The following is a 17,967-nucleotide window of genomic DNA, read 5'->3' as shown; positions in this document are numbered from 1 at the left end:
ATGGGGAAAACCATGAAACGCCTACTACTGAGCACTCTCACCCTTGCCTTGCTGACACCCGTCTGCCAGGCCGCTGATTCGGCAACAGGCAGTGCAATGGTCAAGACTGCTGCCCTGGGTTCCGGTGTCAAACCAGAAAACATGGACAAGACTACGCGCGCGCAGGATGATTTTTACCGCTATGCACAAGGCGGCTGGCTGAAGGCGAATGAAATCCCGTCTGACAAGTCTGACTGGGGCACTTTCATGCAGGCGCGTGAAGACGTGCAGCAGCAATTGCGCAGCATCGTCGAAGGTGCGGCAGCAGATGGCGATAAAGTAGCTGGTACTGACAGGCAGAAAATCGGTGACCTGTATAACAGCTTCATGGATGAGAAAAAACTGAATACCCTCGGCATACAGCCGCTGAAAACCGAATTGAGCAGCATTGCCGCACTGTCAGACAAAAAGGCCATACCGGCATTGATTGCCCACTTGCACCATATCGGCGTCACCACACCATTGCGTGTCGGCATTCATCAGGACAATAAAAATTCCAGTCAATATGTTGTTGGCGTGTCGCAGGGCGGGCTGGGCTTGCCGAACCGTGATTATTACCTGAAGCTGGATGACGCCAGGATGGTGGATATCCGCAACAAATACCAGGCACATATAGAAAAGATGCTGACACTGGCAGGCGAAAAAAATGCCGGTGACCAGGCCAGGCGCATCGTCGCGCTGGAAACAGAAATCGCCAAGGCACAATGGACAGCAGTCGAAAACCGTGATCCGGTCAAAAGCTACAACAAGTTTGCCGTCAAAGACCTGGCAACCCTGACACCTGACTACGACTGGCAAGCCTATTTGCAGGCTAGTGGCATGGCAGGCAAAATCAATGACCTGATCGTGCAACAGCCCAGCTATGTCAAAGGCTTCAATGAGAGCCTGAACACGAACTCGCTGGACACCTGGAGATTCTATTTCACCTGGCATCTGATCAGCGGCTATGCGCCTTACCTCTCATCTGATTTTGTGAATGAAGATTTTGCCTTCAAAGGTGCACTGATTGCCGGCATCAAGGAAAACCGCACCCGCGATAAACGCGGTGTTGCCCTGGTTGACCAGGTGCTGGGCGAAGCCATGGGCAAAGCCTATGTAGAAAAGTATTTTTCATCCGAAGTCAAACAGCGCACAGATAAAATGGTCAGCTATTTTCTGGCAGCGTTCAAGCAAAGCATTGATACCCTGGACTGGATGAGTCCTGAAACCAAACAGCAGGCGCAGATCAAATTGTCCAAGATAAGTGTCAAGATTGGTTACCCAAACAAGTGGCTCGATTATTCCAGGCTGACTATCCGCAACGATGACCTGGTTGGCAACCTCATGCGCGCACGTGCATTTGCCCATGACAGGGAAATTGCAAAACTGGGCAAGCCTATCGATCGCGAAGAATGGCATATGACGCCACAGACTGTGAATGCCTATTACAGCCCGGAGATGAATGAAGTGGTCTTCCCGGCGGCACGTCTGCAATCCCCCCTGTTTGATGTCAATGCAGAAGATGCATTCAACTATGGCGCACTGGGTATTTCTATCGGCCATGAAATCAGCCATGCCTTTGATGACCAGGGCGCACAATACGATGGTGACGGCAACCTGCGTAACTGGTGGACAGCTGAAGACAAGGAGAAATTCAAAAACAAGACGAAGATACTGGTTGAACAATACAATGGTTACAGCCCGGTACCGGGTCACTTCCTGAACGGCGAACTGACACTCGGTGAAAACATTGCTGACAATGCCGGTATCGTCATGGCCCTGCGTGCATACAAACTGTCACTGGAAGGCAAGCCAGCACCCGTCATCGACGGCTGGACGGCCGAGCAGCGCCTGTTCATGGGCCTGGCACAGGCCAGGCGCGGCAAGTCACGCGAGCAGCGTGCAATTACCCTGGTGAAGACAGACCCGCATTCACCTGGCGAATTCCGTGTCAATGGCAGCATGGTCAATCATCCGGATTTTTATACGTCCTTCGATGTCAAACCTGGCGATAACATGTACCTGACCCCAGATAGGCGTGTAGTCATCTGGTAAAAATTCAGGCACTGTTTTTCAAGCACGCTTTATCCAGACACAACCAGATCTAATTTCTGTCTCAATAAATACCTGGCGCATTTCAACATCGTGTTGAAGTGCGCTTTTTCATTCTGGCGACAGAATTGCTTTTAAATTGATGATCGCACCAGGAAGAATTTGTCATTTTTTTGTAATAACTCTGTAATGAGGCTGTTGGCTGGCGCAAGACATACTTCGTGAATCGTAAGCCGAAGTAACAACCCTGTGAACTGAAACCAAGGAGCCACCATGTCTATCTCAATGACCCGTATTCGCCATATCTCTGCCATTGCATCTGCCTTACTGCTGACTTTGGCAGTGATGCCTGCCAGCGCCGCCCCTGTCAAGAATATCGTACTGGTACATGGCCAGTTCGCCGATGCTTCTGGCTGGAAACCGGTGTACGACATACTGAGCAAAGACGGCTACAACGTCAACATGGTGCAGGAACCGATCACCTCTCTGGATGAAGACGTGGCTGCCACAGTACGCGTGCTGGCGCGCCAGGATGGCCCTAGCATTATGGTAGGGCACAGCTATGGCGGTGCTGTCATCACCCAGGCGGGCACGGATTCCCGCGTCGCCGGCCTGGTCTATATTGCGGCGCATGCACCGGATGAAGGAGAATCGACAGCATCGAACAAAAACAAAATTCCTGGCAAGATCCGCACTGTGGCAACGCCCGATGGTTTTGTATTTGTCGATCCGGCACATTTTCACGAAGATTTCGCGGCTGACTTGCCAGCGGAGCAGGCAGATTTCATGGCACATTCGCAAATACCTGCTGCAGTACGTGTCAATACGACGCTGATCACCAACCCGGCATGGCGCGTCAAACCAAGCTGGTATATGGTGGCAAAACAGGATCGCGCAATCAACCCGGAGCTGCAACGCATGTATGCGCAACGTGCACATAGTCATACGCAAGAGATAGATGGTGCGCATACGATTTATATCTCGCGTGCGCGCGAAGTGGCTGCCATGATAGAAGAAGCAGCGAGGTCCGCTGGTAATTAAGCAGCAATCACAGCAAACCTGCCTGATGCAGACTTTAGTAGAATACCTGCATCAGATAGTGCCGCCATATCAAAGGAAACGCGTATGCGAATACTGGTCATTGAAGACGAACCCAAGACTGGCGACTACCTGCGCAATGGTTTGACTGAATCAGGCTATATCGTCGATGTGGCACGCAATGGCAATGATGGCCTGCACAGCGCCCGGGAATTACAGTATGACCTGATCTTGCTGGATGTGATGATGCCGGGAATGGATGGCTGGGAAGTGATCAGGCAGTTGCGGCAAGGCAACCAGGTATCGGATACACCGGTATTATTTTTGACAGCGCGTGGCACGCTGGAAGACCGTCTGAAGGGTTTGGGGCTGGGTGCCGATGATTATCTGCAAAAGCCCTTTTCGTTCGCAGAATTGCTGGCGCGCGTGAAAATCATCTTGCGTCGTGGCGGGCAAAAACTGCAAGATGAGATTCTTGAAATTGCCGATCTGCAAATTGATATTGCAAAACACAAGGTCGTTCGCGCCGATCAGCGCATCGCCCTAACCAACAAGGAATTCTCGCTGCTGCAATTCTTCATGCAAAACCAGGGACAGGTACTTTCCCGTTCCCTGATCGCCTCCCGCGTCTGGGATATGAATTTCGATAGTGACACCAATGTGGTGGATGTGGCCGTGCGCAGATTGCGAAAAAAAATAGATGAACCTTTTCCCGTTCATCTTATCCAGACCGTTCACGGTGTTGGTTATCGTTGCGAAATCGAAACGTGAAAATCCATTCTTATTCGCTGGTTTCACGTCTGGCCTGGTGGTATGCCACGCTGTCATTTACCGTACTGGCAGCGGTTGGCTATGCGCTATATGTGGCGCTGGTGGCACAACTGGTGAAACGCGATGACGCTGCCCTGGTGACACGTGTAGATCAGATACGCACATTGATGCGTGATGTGGACATCATCAATCTGATCAGCCAGAAACCACAGCTGTTTACCAATATGCTAGGCAACCGGGAGGCTTTGCTGGTCATCAGATATCCTGGCGAAGCGCCTTTGATCGAAGTCAACCCCGGGCTTATTGCGATTCCTGATATGCCAGCTGTCGCACCTGACGCGGTGCTTACGCTCGCCTCAGTCAGGCATTCCATCATGGATGGCACACCTTTCATCGTGACTTCGGCATCAGCCCACACCAGCGACGCGCAGCACAATGGGCGTGATTTGCAAATCACCACCGGTCGCCTGCTGACCGAACGTACCCGCATGTTGATGGTGTATCGCAATCAGGTATTGGGCGTGGCATTGCTGGCCGCATTGATGACTGCGGCTATCGCCTACTGGATAGCAAGGCGCAGCCTGCACTCTTTATCCTTGCTTGCAAAGCAGACAGCGACCATCGGCATAGACAAGCTGGCGATACGCATCGCCAGTCAGGGCAGCCCGCAAGAATTGCGCCCGTTGATCGCCGGCTTCAATGCCATGCTGGATCGCCTGGAAACCAGTTTTGCTCAACTGAGCCAGGTCTCAGCCGATATGGCGCATGATTTGCGCACACCCATCAGCAATTTGCTGGGCCAGACAGAAGTAGCACTGGGGCAGAAACGCACTGTCGATTATTATGAAAAATTGCTGGGGTCGAATTTTGAAGAACTGCAACGCCTTTCGCGCATGATTGACAATATGCTCTTCATTGCCCGTGCAGAACATGCTGATCACGCCATTGAACGTAAAGAACTGGATGCAGCTGTCGAGCTGGCCAGGCTTGCCGATTATTTCGACGGGCTGGCCGACGAGAACGGGATTACCATCACCTGGCATGGCAGTGGCATGATCTGGGCAGATCCCGATTTGCTGCGCCGTGCACTGGCCAATCTCTTGTCGAATGCCGTACGCCATGCAGACAAAGGCACGGCGATTACCCTGTCATCACAAGCAAGCGATGAGCAAGGCAGCAGGTGCACGCATATCACAGTTGAAAATCAGGGTAACTGTTTAGAGACTCAGCATCTGGCGCGCCTGTTTGATCGTTTTTATCGCGTCGATTCATCACGCCGAGCCTCATCTGGTGGCAGTGGGCTGGGATTATCCATCGTGCGCAGCATCATGCTGCTGCATCAGGGCCGCTGGGAAGTGACCAGCCATGAAGGTCTTACGCGCTTCAGTCTGTTTTTCCCCTATCGTCGCGAGGCAGACAAGCTGACGCATGACCCCGCATGACATCTGCATCTGTCGACGGGTTAGGTTGATAACAAATATTGCATATCAAACAATTTGACCAGCAATCTGATACACTGCCTACTACGTGATAAAGCATTGTTTTACGCTACCTTTTCCGTAAGCAATTGCGACTAATGATAAATTGATTGCAGTTTTATGGCCTTAACGTAAGGTGTAAGCATTCATTCGATCTTAAGGAGATACCGTGTCAACCCGCATACAAAAACTTGCCCTCATCAGCGTTCTGTTCACTTCCATCGCCCTGCCGCTTGGTGCCCAGGCCGGTGACTGCCTTTCTTGCGGCCCGTCCAATGGTTCTGAAATGCTGTCGGGCGGTGCTGGTATCGTTTTACTGGGCAGCATGTCCATGGTGGCGGCCTCAGGTCAGGTGATCGTCGATACGGTAAAAACCGCTGCCGATGGCGTTACCGTAGTAGTGAAAGGCTCGACCCAGGCAGTCAGTGCCACCATTAAACTGTCGGGAAAAGGGATAGAAAAAGCTGCCCTGGTCAGTGGTGCGGTCATTGAAGTCAGCGCCACTTCGACCGGTTATTTGCTGGTCAGCGCAGGCAAGGCACTGGCATTTATTCCGAATGAAGTAGGTAGCGCCCTCATGCAGCATAACAAGGTGCAATGATGCACAAAGTCCTGCCCTGGCTTGGCCGTGTTTTTTTGCTGCTTGCTGCATTGCATAGCGCACCGGGTTTCGCCGGGCGCCCATGTGAAGACAATAGCTATGACCCGAAAAAGGTCATGCAGGCGCTGGAATTTGCACAAAAAACCAAGCTCAGGCTGGATGACACCAAGGCTGAAGTCGCCATCATCGCGCGTGTCGGGCAAGACCTGTCGAAATACAAGTTGCGCTATTCGCACCTGGGCCTGATACAGCGCACTCCAGATGGCACCTGGATAGTCATGCACGAACTGAATCAATGCGGAACCGCCAGTTCAGATTTATTTTACGAAGGCCTGGGCAATTTCTTCCTGGATGATATGTTTGCCTTTGAGACGCTGATCCTCATCCCGGCCCCGGAATTGCAGGAAAAACTCAAACAGGTCATGGCAGATGGCCGGGCCAAAAACCTGCATGCTGCACGTTATAACATGCTGTCTTATGCCTTTTCCACCAACTATCAGAACTCGAATCAATGGGCGCTGGAAGTGATTGCAGCAGCGCAATCCAAAGACATCCGGATTGAAACCCGTGAACAAGCGCAGGCCTGGCTGAAATCGGCCTCTTACAAGCCAGACACGCTCAACATCCCTACGTTGACGCGACTGGGCGCACGCATGTTTCGCGCCAATGTCAGTTTTGACGACCACCCGTTTGACCGCCGCATGGCCGGGCAGATTGATACCGTCACGGTAGAATCCATCGTACGTTTCATGCAGACACGTGACAGTAAGACCGAGAAGATTGTATTCGGACTTTAAGTTCGTTAAAGCTGTTCATATACGACATATATGACATAGGCAATGTAGACAGCTCACGCAGTTTATACGTGCTCTTGCAAATTGATTTAATGGCTGGCTATTCATAGTGTTAGACTTTCGGCAAACAATTTCATGCCGGAACCGATGGAACAAGCTCAGCAAACCCTTCATCAAATCATAGACCGCATCTATCAGTCCGATGCGCGTCGGGTTTTTGCAACGCTGGTGCATGTGCTGGGTGATTTTGACCTGGCTGAAGAAGCACTCCATGAAGCCTTTCGTGCTGCGCTTGAACAGTGGCAAGAACAGGGCATACCCCAAAACCCTTATGCCTGGCTGGTGTCAGCAGGCCGCTACAAGGCCATAGACGGCTTACGCCGGCAGGCCCGCTTTGCCCCCCTTGATGATCATACTGAAGCAGTGGAAGCCCTGGTGGATGAAACCGCCAATAGGGAAGATCAGGGCATGCTGGAAGATGACCGGCTGCGGCTGATTTTTACCTGCTGTCATCCGGCACTGGCAGCAGACGTCCAGGTTGCGCTGACGCTGCGCGAAGTTTGCGGCTTGACGACAGAAGAAATCGCCCACGCCTTCCTGACCCCTGCCCCCACGCTGGCGCAACGCATAGTGCGTGCCAAGGCAAAAATACGTGATGCCAAGATCCCTTATCAGGTGCCAGAAAAAGGAGAGTTGCCAGCACGACTGCACAATGTATTACGGGTCATTTACCTGGTATTTAATGAAGGCTATTCCAGTTCTGCCGGCCACTCTGTTTTACGCCTGGATCTGGCGGCAGAAGCGATACGACTGACGCGACTGTTGCAAGAATTATTGCTCGAACCAGAAGTCAGCGGCTTGCTGGCCCTGATGCTCTTGCATGAATCACGCCGTCCCGCCCGTACTGACAAGCAGGGAGAATTGATTGCACTGGATCAGCAAGACCGGCAATTGTGGGACCAGGTATTGATAGTCGAAGGCGGTACGCTAACAGTACAAGCATTACGCTCGGGCCGCTTTGGAGCCTATACGCTACAGGCAGCAATATCTGCCGTCCATGCAGAAGCAGTTACTTATGCCGAGACTGACTGGCCTCAAATAGTTGGCTTGTATGATGCGCTGCTGCGGGTGGAAGCCAGCCCTGTCATAGAATTGAACCGTGCCATCGCCATTGCCATGTGTGCTGGTGGGCTAAAAAATGGTTTGCATCTGGTGGAAGCTTTGCTTGAAAAACAGGAAATGCAAAATTACCATCTGGCTCACGCCGCCCGGGCTGACCTGTGTCGCCGCGACGGTAACCTGGCGCAGGCCAGATTGTCCTACGAAGAGGCGCTGAAACTCTGCAAACAGGAGCCGGAAAAACGTTTTATTGAACGCCGCTTGCAGGCATTGATAAATTAAAGAATCTATCTGACGCTCGTCACCCTTACTAAAAAAATAAAAGAAGTTCGCCCCACCTCCAGGAGATATATGCCAAAACTGCACCAAGTTTTTCCCGCTTTGTTAATGAGCCTGCTACCCGCCCTATGTCTGGCCGAAGCGACACCAATTTCATCCGGTCTTGCCTGCAAGTCTGCAACGCAAGCCATCAACGAAGAAAGTTTTGTCGACATAGGCGGCATATCCCAATGGGTAACCATTAAGGGCAAGCATTGCAGCAATCCGGTCATCCTGATTGTGCACGGCGGGCCTGGTAATACCATGAGCCCCTATGCCAGCGCGATATATGGCGCCTGGGAAAAAGACTACACGCTGGTGCAATGGGATCAGCGCGGTGCAGGCAAAACTTTTGGCAAGAACAAGCCAGGTGAAGAAACGCCTTTGACTATTGCGCAAATGGCTGATGATGGTGTCGCCCTGGCGGCTTATCTGACGCAACATCTTGGCAAGAAAAAAATTATTTTGACGGGCAGTTCATGGGGCTCAATACTAGGCGTACAAATGAGCTTGTCCAGACCTGAGTTATTTTATGCCTATGTGGGGACTTCACAAGTCGTCAGCTACAGGGCGAACCAGGCAAGCAGTTACAAGCAGGTGTTAAGCCTGGCACAAGCTGCTGGCGATCAGGAGACAGTTAGCAAAATAAGCGCACTAGGCCCGCCACCGTGGAACAATCCGCGCAACTTCGGTATTTTGCGCAAGGCAATACGCAAATATGAAGCACTGCGCACAGATCCAGCGCCCGCAGCATGGTGGACGCCAGAACCAGCCTACGCCACGCAGATGGCCCAGGCTGACTATGAAGCTGGCGAAGATTACTCTTTCCTGAAATTTGTCGGCTACAAGGGTGACGGCATGTTTAGCACCGTGGATCTTCCTGCGACAGCACGCAGCTTCGGCATCCCGGTCTTTTTTGTCCAGGGCGCAGAAGATTTACTGACCATGCCTGCGATTACCGTCAGTATGTAGACAGCATTACTGCACCGCAAAAAGAATATATCGTGGTGCCACGCGCTGGACATGATCCCAATTTGCCATTTATTGAGGCACAATTAAAACTGCTCAATGAACGTGTGAGGCCATTGAGTAATTAATGCTTATTGGCAATTTTTCGGATATCAAAAAAAAAATTAACTATTTTTTTGAAGCAGTGTCGATTTACCGCCCGGCCATTCGACTATCAGATGTGGAGACGTTTTCCCACGATAATCCAACCAGTGAATAAAAGGAAATTACCATGCCACAACCTATCGCCTACCTCTCTTTCGATGGCAACTGCAAAGAAGCCATGTACTATTATGAACAAACATTGGGCGGCAAAATTACCGTCATGATGAATGGCGCAGAATCGCCAATGGCGGCCATGATACCGCCAGAATCAGCCCATCGCATATTGCATGCACGCCTCGAATTGCCAGACGGCGGCATGCTGTTTGCAGGTGATTGCCCGCAACAGATGCCGTATGAAGGTATCAAGGGTGTATCGTTTGCACTCAATTATGAAACCACTGAAGAAGCAAACAGAATTTTCAATGCGCTGGCTGAAGGCGGACAAATAACCATGCCTATGCAAGGTGCGTTCTGGGCCAAGTGCTGGGGCATGCTGGTAGACAAGTATGGTACACCCTGGATCATCAATGGCGAACCTTTGCCAATCTGATAGCAACATCCGATACTTGCCGCACTGGAGACCCAATGAAATATCTTTGCCTCGTTTATCTCGATAACGAACACTGGAATGCCTGCCCGGATGAGAAATGTGCAGGATATGCACAAGGCCTGCTCGACAGCGGTCACATGCTGGCAGCAGAACCTTTGCATCCGGTACATACCGCAACCACGGTCAGGGTAAGGAACGGACAATTGTCAGTAACAGACGGCCCTTTCGCTGAAACCAAGGAAATGCTGGCCGGTTTTTACCTGATCGATGCCAGGGATCTTAACGAAGCCATACAGCTGGCATCAAAGATTCCACCTGCACAGTACGGCAGCATAGAAGTGCGCCCCGTGCGCGAATTGAATCTGCCATCGACCAATTCAGCAGCGGCAACAGTAACAACAGCACACTAAGGGAAAAAAATGCATAAACAAATCTTTGTGAATCTGCCCGTTAAAGACCTGTCACGCTCAAGAGAATTCTGGAGCAGTCTGGGATATAGTTTCGAACCAAAATTCAGCGGTGAGAACTCTGTCTGCATCATATTCAGTGAAAATATCCTGGTCATGCTATTGGTGGAAGAATTCTTTGCCAGTCTTAGCCACAAACCCGTCTGTGATGCCCATGAACGCGTTGAAGTCTTGCATGCGGTCTCCTGTGATAACCGCGAGCATGTCGACACCCTCATCGCAAAGGTCAAGGCTGCTGGTGGTGCAGTGCCTGATGAAGCTGAAGATCATGGCTTCATGTATGCGCAGGGCTTTTACGATATTGATGGCCATGGCTGGAATTGCTGCGCATGGGCAACTGAAGGTGAATGCAAGTAAAAGCATCATTCACTGAGCCATCCGATATCAATACAACCGTACTGCTCAATAACGCTACAACAAATTAAAGGAAGACAAAATGCATAAGCAAATTTTTGTCAATCTGCCTGTTAAAGACCTGCCTCGTTCCAAGGAATTCTGGAGCAGTCTGGGGTATAGCTTTGAACCTAAATTTACGAACGACAAAGCTGCCTGCATGATACTGGGTGACCACCTGTTTGTGATGTTGCTGGTGGAAGAATTTTTTGCCGGCTTTACCAACAAACCCATCAGCGATGCGCGTGAACGTACTGAGGTTTTGAACTGCCTGTCTTGTGACAGCCGTGAGCATGTCGACAGCCTGGTCGCCAAGGCAAAGGCAGCGGGTGCCACGATACCTAAAGAGCCGATAGATCACGGTTTCATGTATGGGCATGGCTTCCATGATATTGATGGCCATGGCTGGGAATTGGTGTACATGGTAGCTGAAGGTGAATCAAAATAAGTCTGCATAAGCTGAACTGAAGTTGCCAAACCGCCTGTTAAACCGTCTGTTTAACAGGCGGTTTTTTTATGGGAGCCACTTTCGCACCATGCAATTCGTCACGGCAAAATCAGGCTTGGTCACACAATCGGCCATCTGCCCGAAATGACACGGCATACTCCGTACACCATCATGCCTCAGCATAAAACTCTTATAAAACTCTACGATTGCATGGAATCAGAATGAAAACTCTTATTCAGCCAGGTCATCTATATGGCTTCAATGACGCCCGGTCTTTGTTGCATCGTTTGGCAAACTACGTCACAAAAAACGCCCTGCTGTTTTTGAACCTGAGTTTGTTTATAGGAAGTTCTGCCCACGCTGCCATGCCAGATACAAAATATGAAGTGCAGCGGGGTATCATCTATCAACACTCAGGTAGCGAAGTGTTGACTGGCGACTTATACAAACCCAAAGGCAATGACAAATACCCCGTGTTGATTGCCGTTCATGGTGGCGACTGGCGCTTTGCTGATGCCAGTCTGTATAAGCACTGGGGGCCCTATCTGGCAGAACATGGTTATGCCGTATTTTCCGTCAATTATCGTCTGGTGAAGGACAAGACAAATCTTTATCCGGCAGCGGTGCATGATGTACGCGCAGCGGTACAATTCTTGCGACAGCAGGCGGCGACTTACCAGCTTGATCCTGAACGTATGGGGTTGATGGGTGATTCTGCCGGGGCACAACTTGCTACGCTAGTCGCACTCGCTGGCGATTTACCGCCATTTGCCGGCACCGGCATGGATAAAAAAAATGCCGCTGTCAGCACCAGGGTCAAGGTATGCATAGGCATCTATGGTTCATATGACCTGACCGCAAAATGGGAACATTCAAATCGCTTTTACCCGGACAACAATATTGCCCAGGGTTTTCTTGGCGACAGCCTCATCGATAATAGAAAAATCTATTTCGAGGCTTCACCGCTGTCCTATGTCACAAGCAGCAATAATCAGACAGCTTTCTTGCTTAGCTGGGGTGCAAAAGACAAATTTGTCGATCCGGCAGGACAGTCAATCGCTTTCACGCACGCATTGAAACAGGCTGGCAACTCAGTCCGCACCGTCGTTTTAAAAAATGCCGGACACTATTGGGCGTCAGAACCGATCAAAGTTCCAGGTACTGAGCCAGGCTATCTGGCCCCAAGACTGCTGGAATTTTTAAAAGAAAAATTATGACACCCGGGATCGGCTTATCGCACGACATGAGCCAGGGATTGATTGTAATAAAGCACAGGCAAGAATAAAGGTATTTCGTTACAGACACAGATCCGCTATCCCTGGAGGGGTTCATTCAAAAAAATAGAATGATCTGAATGAACTGCTTGCAGAGCATTTGAAATGATGCCAGTGCCCTGTGCTTATGTATGACCCAATGCTGTAAGTGCTTCATCACACCATTCTATGTAAGCCAACTCGTAACGGACGCCGCAACGGATGACCAGGTAATCCGCCAGCTCAGTTGACGACAGGATGGTCACATCTGGAAAATCACGGGCAATAATTGACGTGTAGAACTCCTGCTTGTCCAGATGAATCTGCCGGTGTCTTTCTATTTCCGTCATCAGCACTGAGCGATCAACCAGGGATTCTGCGCGCAATTTAATCAGTAGATCTTCGCGCATGGCGGATACACCCACTGGCTCAGCTATCCAGGCCGCCAATACCTGCCGTCCGTGGTCTGTGATGGAATAAGATTTACTGTTTGGACGATCCTTTTGCTCTACCACCGCTGCCGTCACCAGGCCATCCCTCTCCATCCCTGCGAGTTCGCGATAGATCTGCTGATGCGTCGCACTCCAGAAATGACTGACAACGCGATCAAATTCTTTCGCCAGTTCATAACCGCTACTGGGGTGTTTGAGAATGGATGAAAGAATTGCGTGTGCGAGAGCCATTCATGAAGAATAGCATACCTATACAACAAATTGCATAGCTTAATGTATGATGATAATATTCATATGCAACAAATTGCATATTAATATTATGAAAGGAAGCAAATGAAGCATGCTGTGTTTTCAAAAATAGTCTCAGCCGCCACCCTGGCAACAGCCTCATCTGTACTCTTTTCCCCTTCAACGCTATGGGCAACTACCTTAGAGGAAACCTCCATGCATGCAGAAATACATACCGCACCGACAGCACATCACCGTGAAAATATGGTCCGGTCATATTACCAGGCCGCCGAAATGCATCCTTACCAAGAAGAGGCTGTATCTGTCTTCTTTGACGAACACTACCAAAGTTATCCACCCCGTAAAAACGGGCCCGATATCAGCGGCAAGCAAAGCGTATTGAGTTTGCTGAAAAATCTGTCCGAAGGTTTTCCCGACGGAAAACGCAGTTTTGCAATGATTGAACCGGTGGGGGAAGATAAGGTATTGGTCTACTTCACATTCACCGGTACACATACCGGTTCTTTCTTTTCATATCCTCCGACTGGAAACAAGGTGTCTTTTGTCGGTGTCGATATTTTTACAGTCAAGGACAATAAATTCATCTCGAATCACCATGTCGAGGATCTCAGCACCTTGCTTGAGCAACTGAAGAGCAACTAAGCCGTGCACCTTCACCAATAGCAGAATAGGCAAAAAGCCCGCCAAATCCGTTATTTGACGGGCTTTTCATTTCATTAGAAAGCGGGCTTATTTAAATTTTTTGCTCACTTCAGCGATACGCTTACCAAACAATTTTGCTGTTTCCAGATCACCTGGAAGCGGGCCTTCTTCTGGTGTGGAATCGGATGGGGATTGTGTCATCAAGCCGCTGAAACTACCGACGTAGTTGATGTCGTTGCGTTGCGCTGCCTTACTGTTGGCTGGCATCAGGCCTGTGCCTACCCAGATCATTGAGTGCTGTTGCGACAGGGTAAACAGATAATGCAATGTCGACAGCTTGTCACCATTCATGGTGGCTGAGTTCGTAAAGCCTGCTGCAATCTTGTCTTTCCAGACCTGGGTGTACCAGGGCTTGGAAGAAGCATCTGCAAATTTCTTGAACTGCCAGGACACCGTGCCCATATAGGTCGGTGAACCGAAGACGATGGCATCTGCTGCGGCCAGGCTGGCCCATTGCGCATCGGTCAGATTACCTTCCGCATCAATCAATATCAGCTCGGCTTCGGCGCCTGCTGCGCTGGCACCTGCGTGGACAGCTTCGGCAGCCTTGGCCGTATGGCCATAACCTGTGTGATACACAATTGCGACTTTAGTCATGTTGTTACTCCTGAATTTTTAAACGCTTGGTTGACAATAATGCTGTCAGGGCAAAACAAATGACGCCTGCCCTGACAGCCATGTTTTTAATGCGGTAAGTCAAAAACCAGTACTTCTGCCTGCTTGCCTTGTTCCAGGACGAGTTTTTCTTCGGCCTGTATTCTGACGGCGTCGCCTTCTTTCAAAAGCTGGCCATTTAATTTCACTTCACCACGAGCCACATGCACATAGGTAAGACGGTCGGCAGCCAGTGCCAGCTCAGTCTTCTGATCGCCATCGAACAAACCTATATACAGACGTGCATCCTGGCGTATCTTGATGGACTCATCCGCACCATCACCAGATATCACCAGACGCAGGCGCCCCAGTTTTTCTTCACGGCTGAATTCCTTCTCGCCGTACAGCGGTTCGCCACCGAGCGTGTTTGGCTGTATCCAGATTTGCAGCAGCCGCGTATGTTCGCTATTGGCCGGATTAAATTCCGAATGGCGAACACCGGTACCAGCGCTCATATACTGAACATTACCCGGACGTATTGTGCTGCCATTACCCATGCTGTCTTTGTGCGCAATCGCACCTTCAAGCACATAAGTGATGATTTCCATGTTTTGATGCGGATGCGTACCAAAACCCATGGCAGGTGCAATCCAGTCATCATTGATAACGCGCAAAGGGCCAAAACCCATATGTTGCGGGTCATAGTATTCTGCAAACGAAAAACTGTGATGCGATTTCAGCCAGCCATGTTCGGCATGGCCGCGGTCTTCAGATGGTCTGAGTGTGATCATTTTTATTCCTTCAAATTTCCTGATGTTGATGTACAGGCAGTAAGCACACTATATACAAGCAAAATCAAACAGATAAGGGTAAAATTTCCGACATCTCATTCAAATTAATTGAACAACTGTGAACCTGACCCTTGAAGCCCTGCAAATTCTGGATGCCATAGACCGCAAAGGCAGCTTTGCGGCAGCAGCAGCGGCACTGGATAAAGTGCCCTCAGCCATTACTTACAGCATACGCAAACTGGAAGAAGACTTGGATGTCCTGTTGTATGACCGTCGCGGTCACCGTGCCAAACTGACTACTGCCGGGGAAGAGCTTTTATTGCAAGGCAGGCATTTGCTCAATGCCGCCCAGGAGCTGGAAAACCGCGTCAAACGCGCGGCCAGTGGCTGGGAGGCTGAATTGCGTATTGTCATGGATGGACTTATTCATTTTGATGACTTGATCCCGTTGATCAAGGAATTTGAACAACAGGGCTGCGATACCCGCATACGGATCTCGGAAGAAGTGTTGTCAGGTGTATGGGAAAGCATGGTCTCTGGACGGGCCGACCTCGCCATCGGTGCTGCCTATGACGGACCAGACGCGATACGCATGCAGGGTGAATTCCAGACCCGCCTGCTCGGTAACGTTGACTGGGTTTTTGCAGTATCACCAACTCACCCTCTCGCAAACGCGCCCGAACCTGTAACATTATCAGTTTTACAAGCGCACCGCGCCATTGCTGTTGGCGATACCGGCCTGACCCTGCCTTCAATGACTGCCGGCTTGCTGAGAGGGCAAGACACCCTGACCGTGCCAACCATGCAAGCCAAACTGGCAGCGCAGTTAGCGGGCCTGGGTTGCGGCCATCTGCCAAGACGGATTGCCCTGCCCTATTTGCGTGCGGGCACCTTGATAGAGAAGCAGACTGAAGGCAGCCGCCCAGGTGGCAATAACCGCATCGTCTGGCGCAACAGCAACAAAGGCAAGGCCTTGCACTGGTTTTTACAAAAACTCAATGACCCAGTCGTACAGCGCATGCTGATCGGCAACTGACGCTATTTCGTTTTATGGATACCAAATCTGTTTCGTCGTCTATTTACACAGGGCGTTTCGCCCCTTCGCCCACCGGCCCCTTGCACATGGGTTCTCTGGTGGCGGCCATGGCCAGTTATCTTGATGCCAAAGCACATGACGGTCTTTGGTTACTGCGGATTGAAGACCTGGATTTTGACCGCAACGTCAAAGGTGCTGCACAAGAAATTTTGAAATCACTGCAACGCTGTGGCATGAAAAATGATGGTGAAGTAAGCTGGCAAAGCCAGCGCCAGCATTTATATGAAGCCGCCATGCAGCAATTGGATACGCACGTGTATTCCTGCGCCTGTTCACGTAAAGAAATTGCCGACTCGCGCCTGCGCATGGGTGAAGCTGCGAGCCAGGTTTATCCCGGCACCTGCCGCAACGGCATTGCCGCAGGCAAAGCGCCGCGGGCCTGGCGTTTGCGCCTGCCAGAAATACCGCATGAAATCATACAATTCAACGACAGATACTGTGGTCTGCAAACCCAGGATATAACGGCCGAGGTGGGGGATTTTGTGTTGAAACGCGCTGACGGCTTCTGGGCCTATCAACTGGCCGTCGTCGTTGACGATGCAGCACAGGGTATCACTCATATCGTCCGGGGTGCCGATCTCATCGACTCAACAGCACGCCAGATTTTTTTGCAAAAACTATTGGGCTTGGCTACACCTGCGTATCTGCATGTACCGGTGGTACTCAATGAATATGGTGAAAAACTTTCCAAACAAACCGGGGCATTGGCATTTGATCGCGGTGACAATGATTTGTTGCGCGAAGCCTTGATACCGGCGGCAGATTTTCTGGAATTGAAACTTGAAGGAAATGCCAGCAGCATTGCGGCGTTCTGGGACAAAGCCATCATTGCCTGGAGAAATAAACTACATGTTATGCCAATTTGAAATCAGCTGAACGCATGCAGATATTTATTCACACATGGACTTAAAGCGTGTGGATAACATTTCAAAAAAACTTCAGGCAAATTTCAGCTGATACTGACAAGCAAACCAAGCCTGCCAGTATCAAAAAATTTTCTACAAAAATCGGCTTTCATGAAACAAAGATTTCATCGGCATCAATGACCATGTCCATAGTCATGTTCGTGGCCACGTTCCCTGTAATCACGGCGACCATCATGATCGCGATCAATTTCGCGGTAGTAGCCATCACGATAGCGTGGAACTACCCGATTGTTGTACCAGCTTTCCTGAACAAAATAGACCTGGCGGTTGCAGGCATCATAGCGGTAGCAATTTTTGTCCCAGCGGTTTCTATGCCCTGCTGGCACAACCAGATACAGTGGGGGTTGTACAACATCCACGCGCTGCACGATCCTGGGTTGGCGATACACCAGTTCAGGCTGGGGGAAATTACCTACATCAACATGCCCATAAAATCCGGGTTGTCCGAACTGAACTGATACATTCTGTGCCTGCGACTGCGCAGATATCAACAATGCGGCACAAGAAGTTACGCTGAACAAAACTTTTTTGAAGGTAATGTTTTTCATGGCTATTTCCGTTTCTTGAACGAGAAGCAAACAACTAAACAATTTCGCAATTTCACATCGGCGATCAAATTTCATGACCGTTGAGACTACAACGCCTCACATCAAATTCTGTTGACGCCAATGAAGCATAGTTTAATCATGCCATCTGCTGACAGTCAGTGTGTTAGCGAACTCAGGAAGTAGCCAGGGAAAGGGT

General features: G+C 50.3%; 20 protein-coding genes. 16 read left to right on the top strand and 4 right to left on the bottom strand.

All coding sequences use genetic code 11. The features are described from left to right. The first annotated feature begins 12 nt into the window (after positions 1-12). The 13 genes from ACO0LH_RS19490 to ACO0LH_RS19430 all read left to right on the top strand — a co-directional run bounded on the left by ACO0LH_RS19490 (position 13) and on the right by ACO0LH_RS19430 (position 12,377). Entirely contained in the window at positions 13-2,073 is a 2,061-nt protein-coding gene (locus ACO0LH_RS19490) for a M13 family metallopeptidase (protein WP_422942801.1), read from the top strand. A 270-nt stretch (positions 2,074-2,343) separates the two neighbouring features. After that, entirely contained in the window at positions 2,344-3,111 is a 768-nt protein-coding gene (locus ACO0LH_RS19485; RefSeq protein ID WP_422942800.1) for an alpha/beta hydrolase, read from the top strand. Positions 3,112-3,195: 84 nt separating this feature from the next. Next, positions 3,196-3,879 carry a heavy metal response regulator transcription factor gene (locus ACO0LH_RS19480; protein ID WP_422942799.1) on the top strand — a complete coding sequence of 228 codons (684 nt, stop codon included), beginning with the start codon at positions 3,196-3,198 and terminating at the stop codon, positions 3,877-3,879. After that, on the top strand, positions 3,876-5,321 hold the full coding sequence (locus ACO0LH_RS19475) for a heavy metal sensor histidine kinase (RefSeq protein ID WP_422942798.1): 1,446 nt from the start codon (positions 3,876-3,878) through the stop codon (positions 5,319-5,321). The genes ACO0LH_RS19480 and ACO0LH_RS19475 overlap by 4 nt, the downstream gene beginning before the upstream one ends. Positions 5,322-5,526: 205 nt before the next feature. Further along, positions 5,527-5,958, top strand: coding sequence for a hypothetical protein (locus tag ACO0LH_RS19470; protein WP_422942797.1), 432 nt, complete (start codon positions 5,527-5,529; stop codon positions 5,956-5,958). After that, entirely contained in the window at positions 5,958-6,755 is a 798-nt protein-coding gene (locus ACO0LH_RS19465) for a DUF2145 domain-containing protein (protein ID WP_422942796.1), read from the top strand. Before ACO0LH_RS19470 ends, ACO0LH_RS19465 begins: the two co-directional genes overlap by 1 nt. 132 nt (positions 6,756-6,887) lie before the next feature. Beyond that, the gene (locus tag ACO0LH_RS19460; protein ID WP_422942795.1) at positions 6,888-8,153 is read left to right on the top strand and encodes an RNA polymerase sigma factor; all 1,266 of its coding nucleotides are present in this window, start codon (positions 6,888-6,890) and stop codon (positions 8,151-8,153) included. A gap of 69 nt (positions 8,154-8,222) precedes the next feature. Then, the gene (locus ACO0LH_RS19455) at positions 8,223-9,161 is read left to right on the top strand and encodes an alpha/beta fold hydrolase (protein ID WP_422942794.1); all 939 of its coding nucleotides are present in this window, start codon (positions 8,223-8,225) and stop codon (positions 9,159-9,161) included. A gap of 268 nt (positions 9,162-9,429) precedes the next feature. Then, the gene (locus ACO0LH_RS19450) at positions 9,430-9,852 is read left to right on the top strand and encodes a VOC family protein (RefSeq protein WP_422942793.1); all 423 of its coding nucleotides are present in this window, start codon (positions 9,430-9,432) and stop codon (positions 9,850-9,852) included. Between the two features lie 35 nt (positions 9,853-9,887). Continuing rightward, positions 9,888-10,262, top strand: coding sequence for a YciI family protein (locus ACO0LH_RS19445; RefSeq protein ID WP_422942792.1), 375 nt, complete (start codon positions 9,888-9,890; stop codon positions 10,260-10,262). Positions 10,263-10,271: 9 nt separating this feature from the next. Further along, complete coding sequence (locus ACO0LH_RS19440; RefSeq protein ID WP_422942791.1) at positions 10,272-10,676, top strand: VOC family protein; 405 nt, start codon at positions 10,272-10,274, stop codon at positions 10,674-10,676. 79 nt (positions 10,677-10,755) lie between these two features. Next, the gene (locus ACO0LH_RS19435) at positions 10,756-11,160 is read left to right on the top strand and encodes a VOC family protein (RefSeq protein ID WP_422942790.1); all 405 of its coding nucleotides are present in this window, start codon (positions 10,756-10,758) and stop codon (positions 11,158-11,160) included. A gap of 221 nt (positions 11,161-11,381) precedes the next feature. Further along, positions 11,382-12,377, top strand: coding sequence for an alpha/beta hydrolase fold domain-containing protein (locus ACO0LH_RS19430; protein WP_422942789.1), 996 nt, complete (start codon positions 11,382-11,384; stop codon positions 12,375-12,377). A gap of 182 nt (positions 12,378-12,559) precedes the next feature. Here the strand turns inward: ACO0LH_RS19430 and ACO0LH_RS19425 are convergent, their stop codons facing one another. Next, positions 12,560-13,096, bottom strand: coding sequence for a PadR family transcriptional regulator (locus tag ACO0LH_RS19425; protein WP_422942788.1), 537 nt, complete (start codon positions 13,094-13,096; stop codon positions 12,560-12,562). A 102-nt stretch (positions 13,097-13,198) separates the two neighbouring features. Between ACO0LH_RS19425 and ACO0LH_RS19420 the strand changes: the two genes are divergently transcribed. Further along, entirely contained in the window at positions 13,199-13,756 is a 558-nt protein-coding gene (locus ACO0LH_RS19420) for an ester cyclase (RefSeq protein WP_422942787.1), read from the top strand. Positions 13,757-13,843: 87 nt separating this feature from the next. Here the strand turns inward: ACO0LH_RS19420 and ACO0LH_RS19415 are convergent, their stop codons facing one another. Then, positions 13,844-14,413 (bottom strand): flavodoxin family protein, encoded by a 570-nt coding sequence (locus ACO0LH_RS19415; protein ID WP_422942786.1) that lies wholly within the window; start codon positions 14,411-14,413, stop codon positions 13,844-13,846. Positions 14,414-14,499: 86 nt separating this feature from the next. Further along, positions 14,500-15,201: a pirin family protein gene (locus ACO0LH_RS19410; RefSeq protein ID WP_422942785.1), complete on the bottom strand. Its 702-nt coding sequence runs from the start codon at positions 15,199-15,201 to the stop codon at positions 14,500-14,502. Positions 15,202-15,319: 118 nt separating this feature from the next. Between ACO0LH_RS19410 and ACO0LH_RS19405 the strand changes: the two genes are divergently transcribed. Both ACO0LH_RS19405 and gluQRS read left to right on the top strand, forming a co-directional pair. Next, positions 15,320-16,237: a LysR family transcriptional regulator gene (locus ACO0LH_RS19405; RefSeq protein WP_422942784.1), complete on the top strand. Its 918-nt coding sequence runs from the start codon at positions 15,320-15,322 to the stop codon at positions 16,235-16,237. A gap of 14 nt (positions 16,238-16,251) precedes the next feature. Beyond that, entirely contained in the window at positions 16,252-17,163 is a 912-nt protein-coding gene (gluQRS, locus tag ACO0LH_RS19400) for a tRNA glutamyl-Q(34) synthetase GluQRS (protein WP_422942783.1), read from the top strand. A 173-nt stretch (positions 17,164-17,336) separates the two neighbouring features. Here gluQRS and ACO0LH_RS19395 read toward each other — a convergent pair whose 3' ends face one another. Then, positions 17,337-17,771: a hypothetical protein gene (locus ACO0LH_RS19395; RefSeq protein WP_422942782.1), complete on the bottom strand. Its 435-nt coding sequence runs from the start codon at positions 17,769-17,771 to the stop codon at positions 17,337-17,339. Positions 17,772-17,967: the final 196 nt, after the last annotated feature.

The sequence above is a fragment of the Undibacterium sp. TJN19 genome (assembly GCF_049339485.1).
Lineage (GTDB): Bacteria > Pseudomonadota > Gammaproteobacteria > Burkholderiales > Burkholderiaceae_D > Undibacterium.
The sequence above is the reverse complement of the archived record's forward strand: the minus strand, read 5'-3'. Positions and strand labels throughout refer to the sequence as shown.

Excerpts from the sequence above, each read along its gene's own strand:
- ACO0LH_RS19490 (WP_422942801.1), top strand. The coding sequence starts at position 13 with ATGAAACGCCTACTACTGAGCACTCTCACCCTTGCCTTGCTGACACCC.
- ACO0LH_RS19485 (WP_422942800.1), top strand. The coding sequence starts at position 2,344 with ATGTCTATCTCAATGACCCGTATTCGCCATATCTCTGCCATTGCATCT.
- ACO0LH_RS19480 (WP_422942799.1), top strand. The coding sequence starts at position 3,196 with ATGCGAATACTGGTCATTGAAGACGAACCCAAGACTGGCGACTACCTG.
- ACO0LH_RS19465 (WP_422942796.1), top strand. The coding sequence starts at position 5,958 with ATGCACAAAGTCCTGCCCTGGCTTGGCCGTGTTTTTTTGCTGCTTGCT.
- ACO0LH_RS19460 (WP_422942795.1), top strand. The coding sequence starts at position 6,888 with ATGCCGGAACCGATGGAACAAGCTCAGCAAACCCTTCATCAAATCATA.
- ACO0LH_RS19455 (WP_422942794.1), top strand. The coding sequence starts at position 8,223 with ATGCCAAAACTGCACCAAGTTTTTCCCGCTTTGTTAATGAGCCTGCTA.
- ACO0LH_RS19450 (WP_422942793.1), top strand. The coding sequence starts at position 9,430 with ATGCCACAACCTATCGCCTACCTCTCTTTCGATGGCAACTGCAAAGAA.
- ACO0LH_RS19445 (WP_422942792.1), top strand. The coding sequence starts at position 9,888 with ATGAAATATCTTTGCCTCGTTTATCTCGATAACGAACACTGGAATGCC.
- ACO0LH_RS19440 (WP_422942791.1), top strand. The coding sequence starts at position 10,272 with ATGCATAAACAAATCTTTGTGAATCTGCCCGTTAAAGACCTGTCACGC.
- ACO0LH_RS19435 (WP_422942790.1), top strand. The coding sequence starts at position 10,756 with ATGCATAAGCAAATTTTTGTCAATCTGCCTGTTAAAGACCTGCCTCGT.
- ACO0LH_RS19430 (WP_422942789.1), top strand. The coding sequence starts at position 11,382 with ATGAAAACTCTTATTCAGCCAGGTCATCTATATGGCTTCAATGACGCC.
- ACO0LH_RS19425 (WP_422942788.1), bottom strand. The coding sequence starts at position 13,096 with ATGGCTCTCGCACACGCAATTCTTTCATCCATTCTCAAACACCCCAGT.
- ACO0LH_RS19420 (WP_422942787.1), top strand. The coding sequence starts at position 13,199 with ATGAAGCATGCTGTGTTTTCAAAAATAGTCTCAGCCGCCACCCTGGCA.
- ACO0LH_RS19415 (WP_422942786.1), bottom strand. The coding sequence starts at position 14,413 with ATGACTAAAGTCGCAATTGTGTATCACACAGGTTATGGCCATACGGCC.
- ACO0LH_RS19410 (WP_422942785.1), bottom strand. The coding sequence starts at position 15,201 with ATGATCACACTCAGACCATCTGAAGACCGCGGCCATGCCGAACATGGC.
- gluQRS (WP_422942783.1), top strand. The coding sequence starts at position 16,252 with ATGGATACCAAATCTGTTTCGTCGTCTATTTACACAGGGCGTTTCGCC.
- ACO0LH_RS19395 (WP_422942782.1), bottom strand. The coding sequence starts at position 17,771 with ATGAAAAACATTACCTTCAAAAAAGTTTTGTTCAGCGTAACTTCTTGT.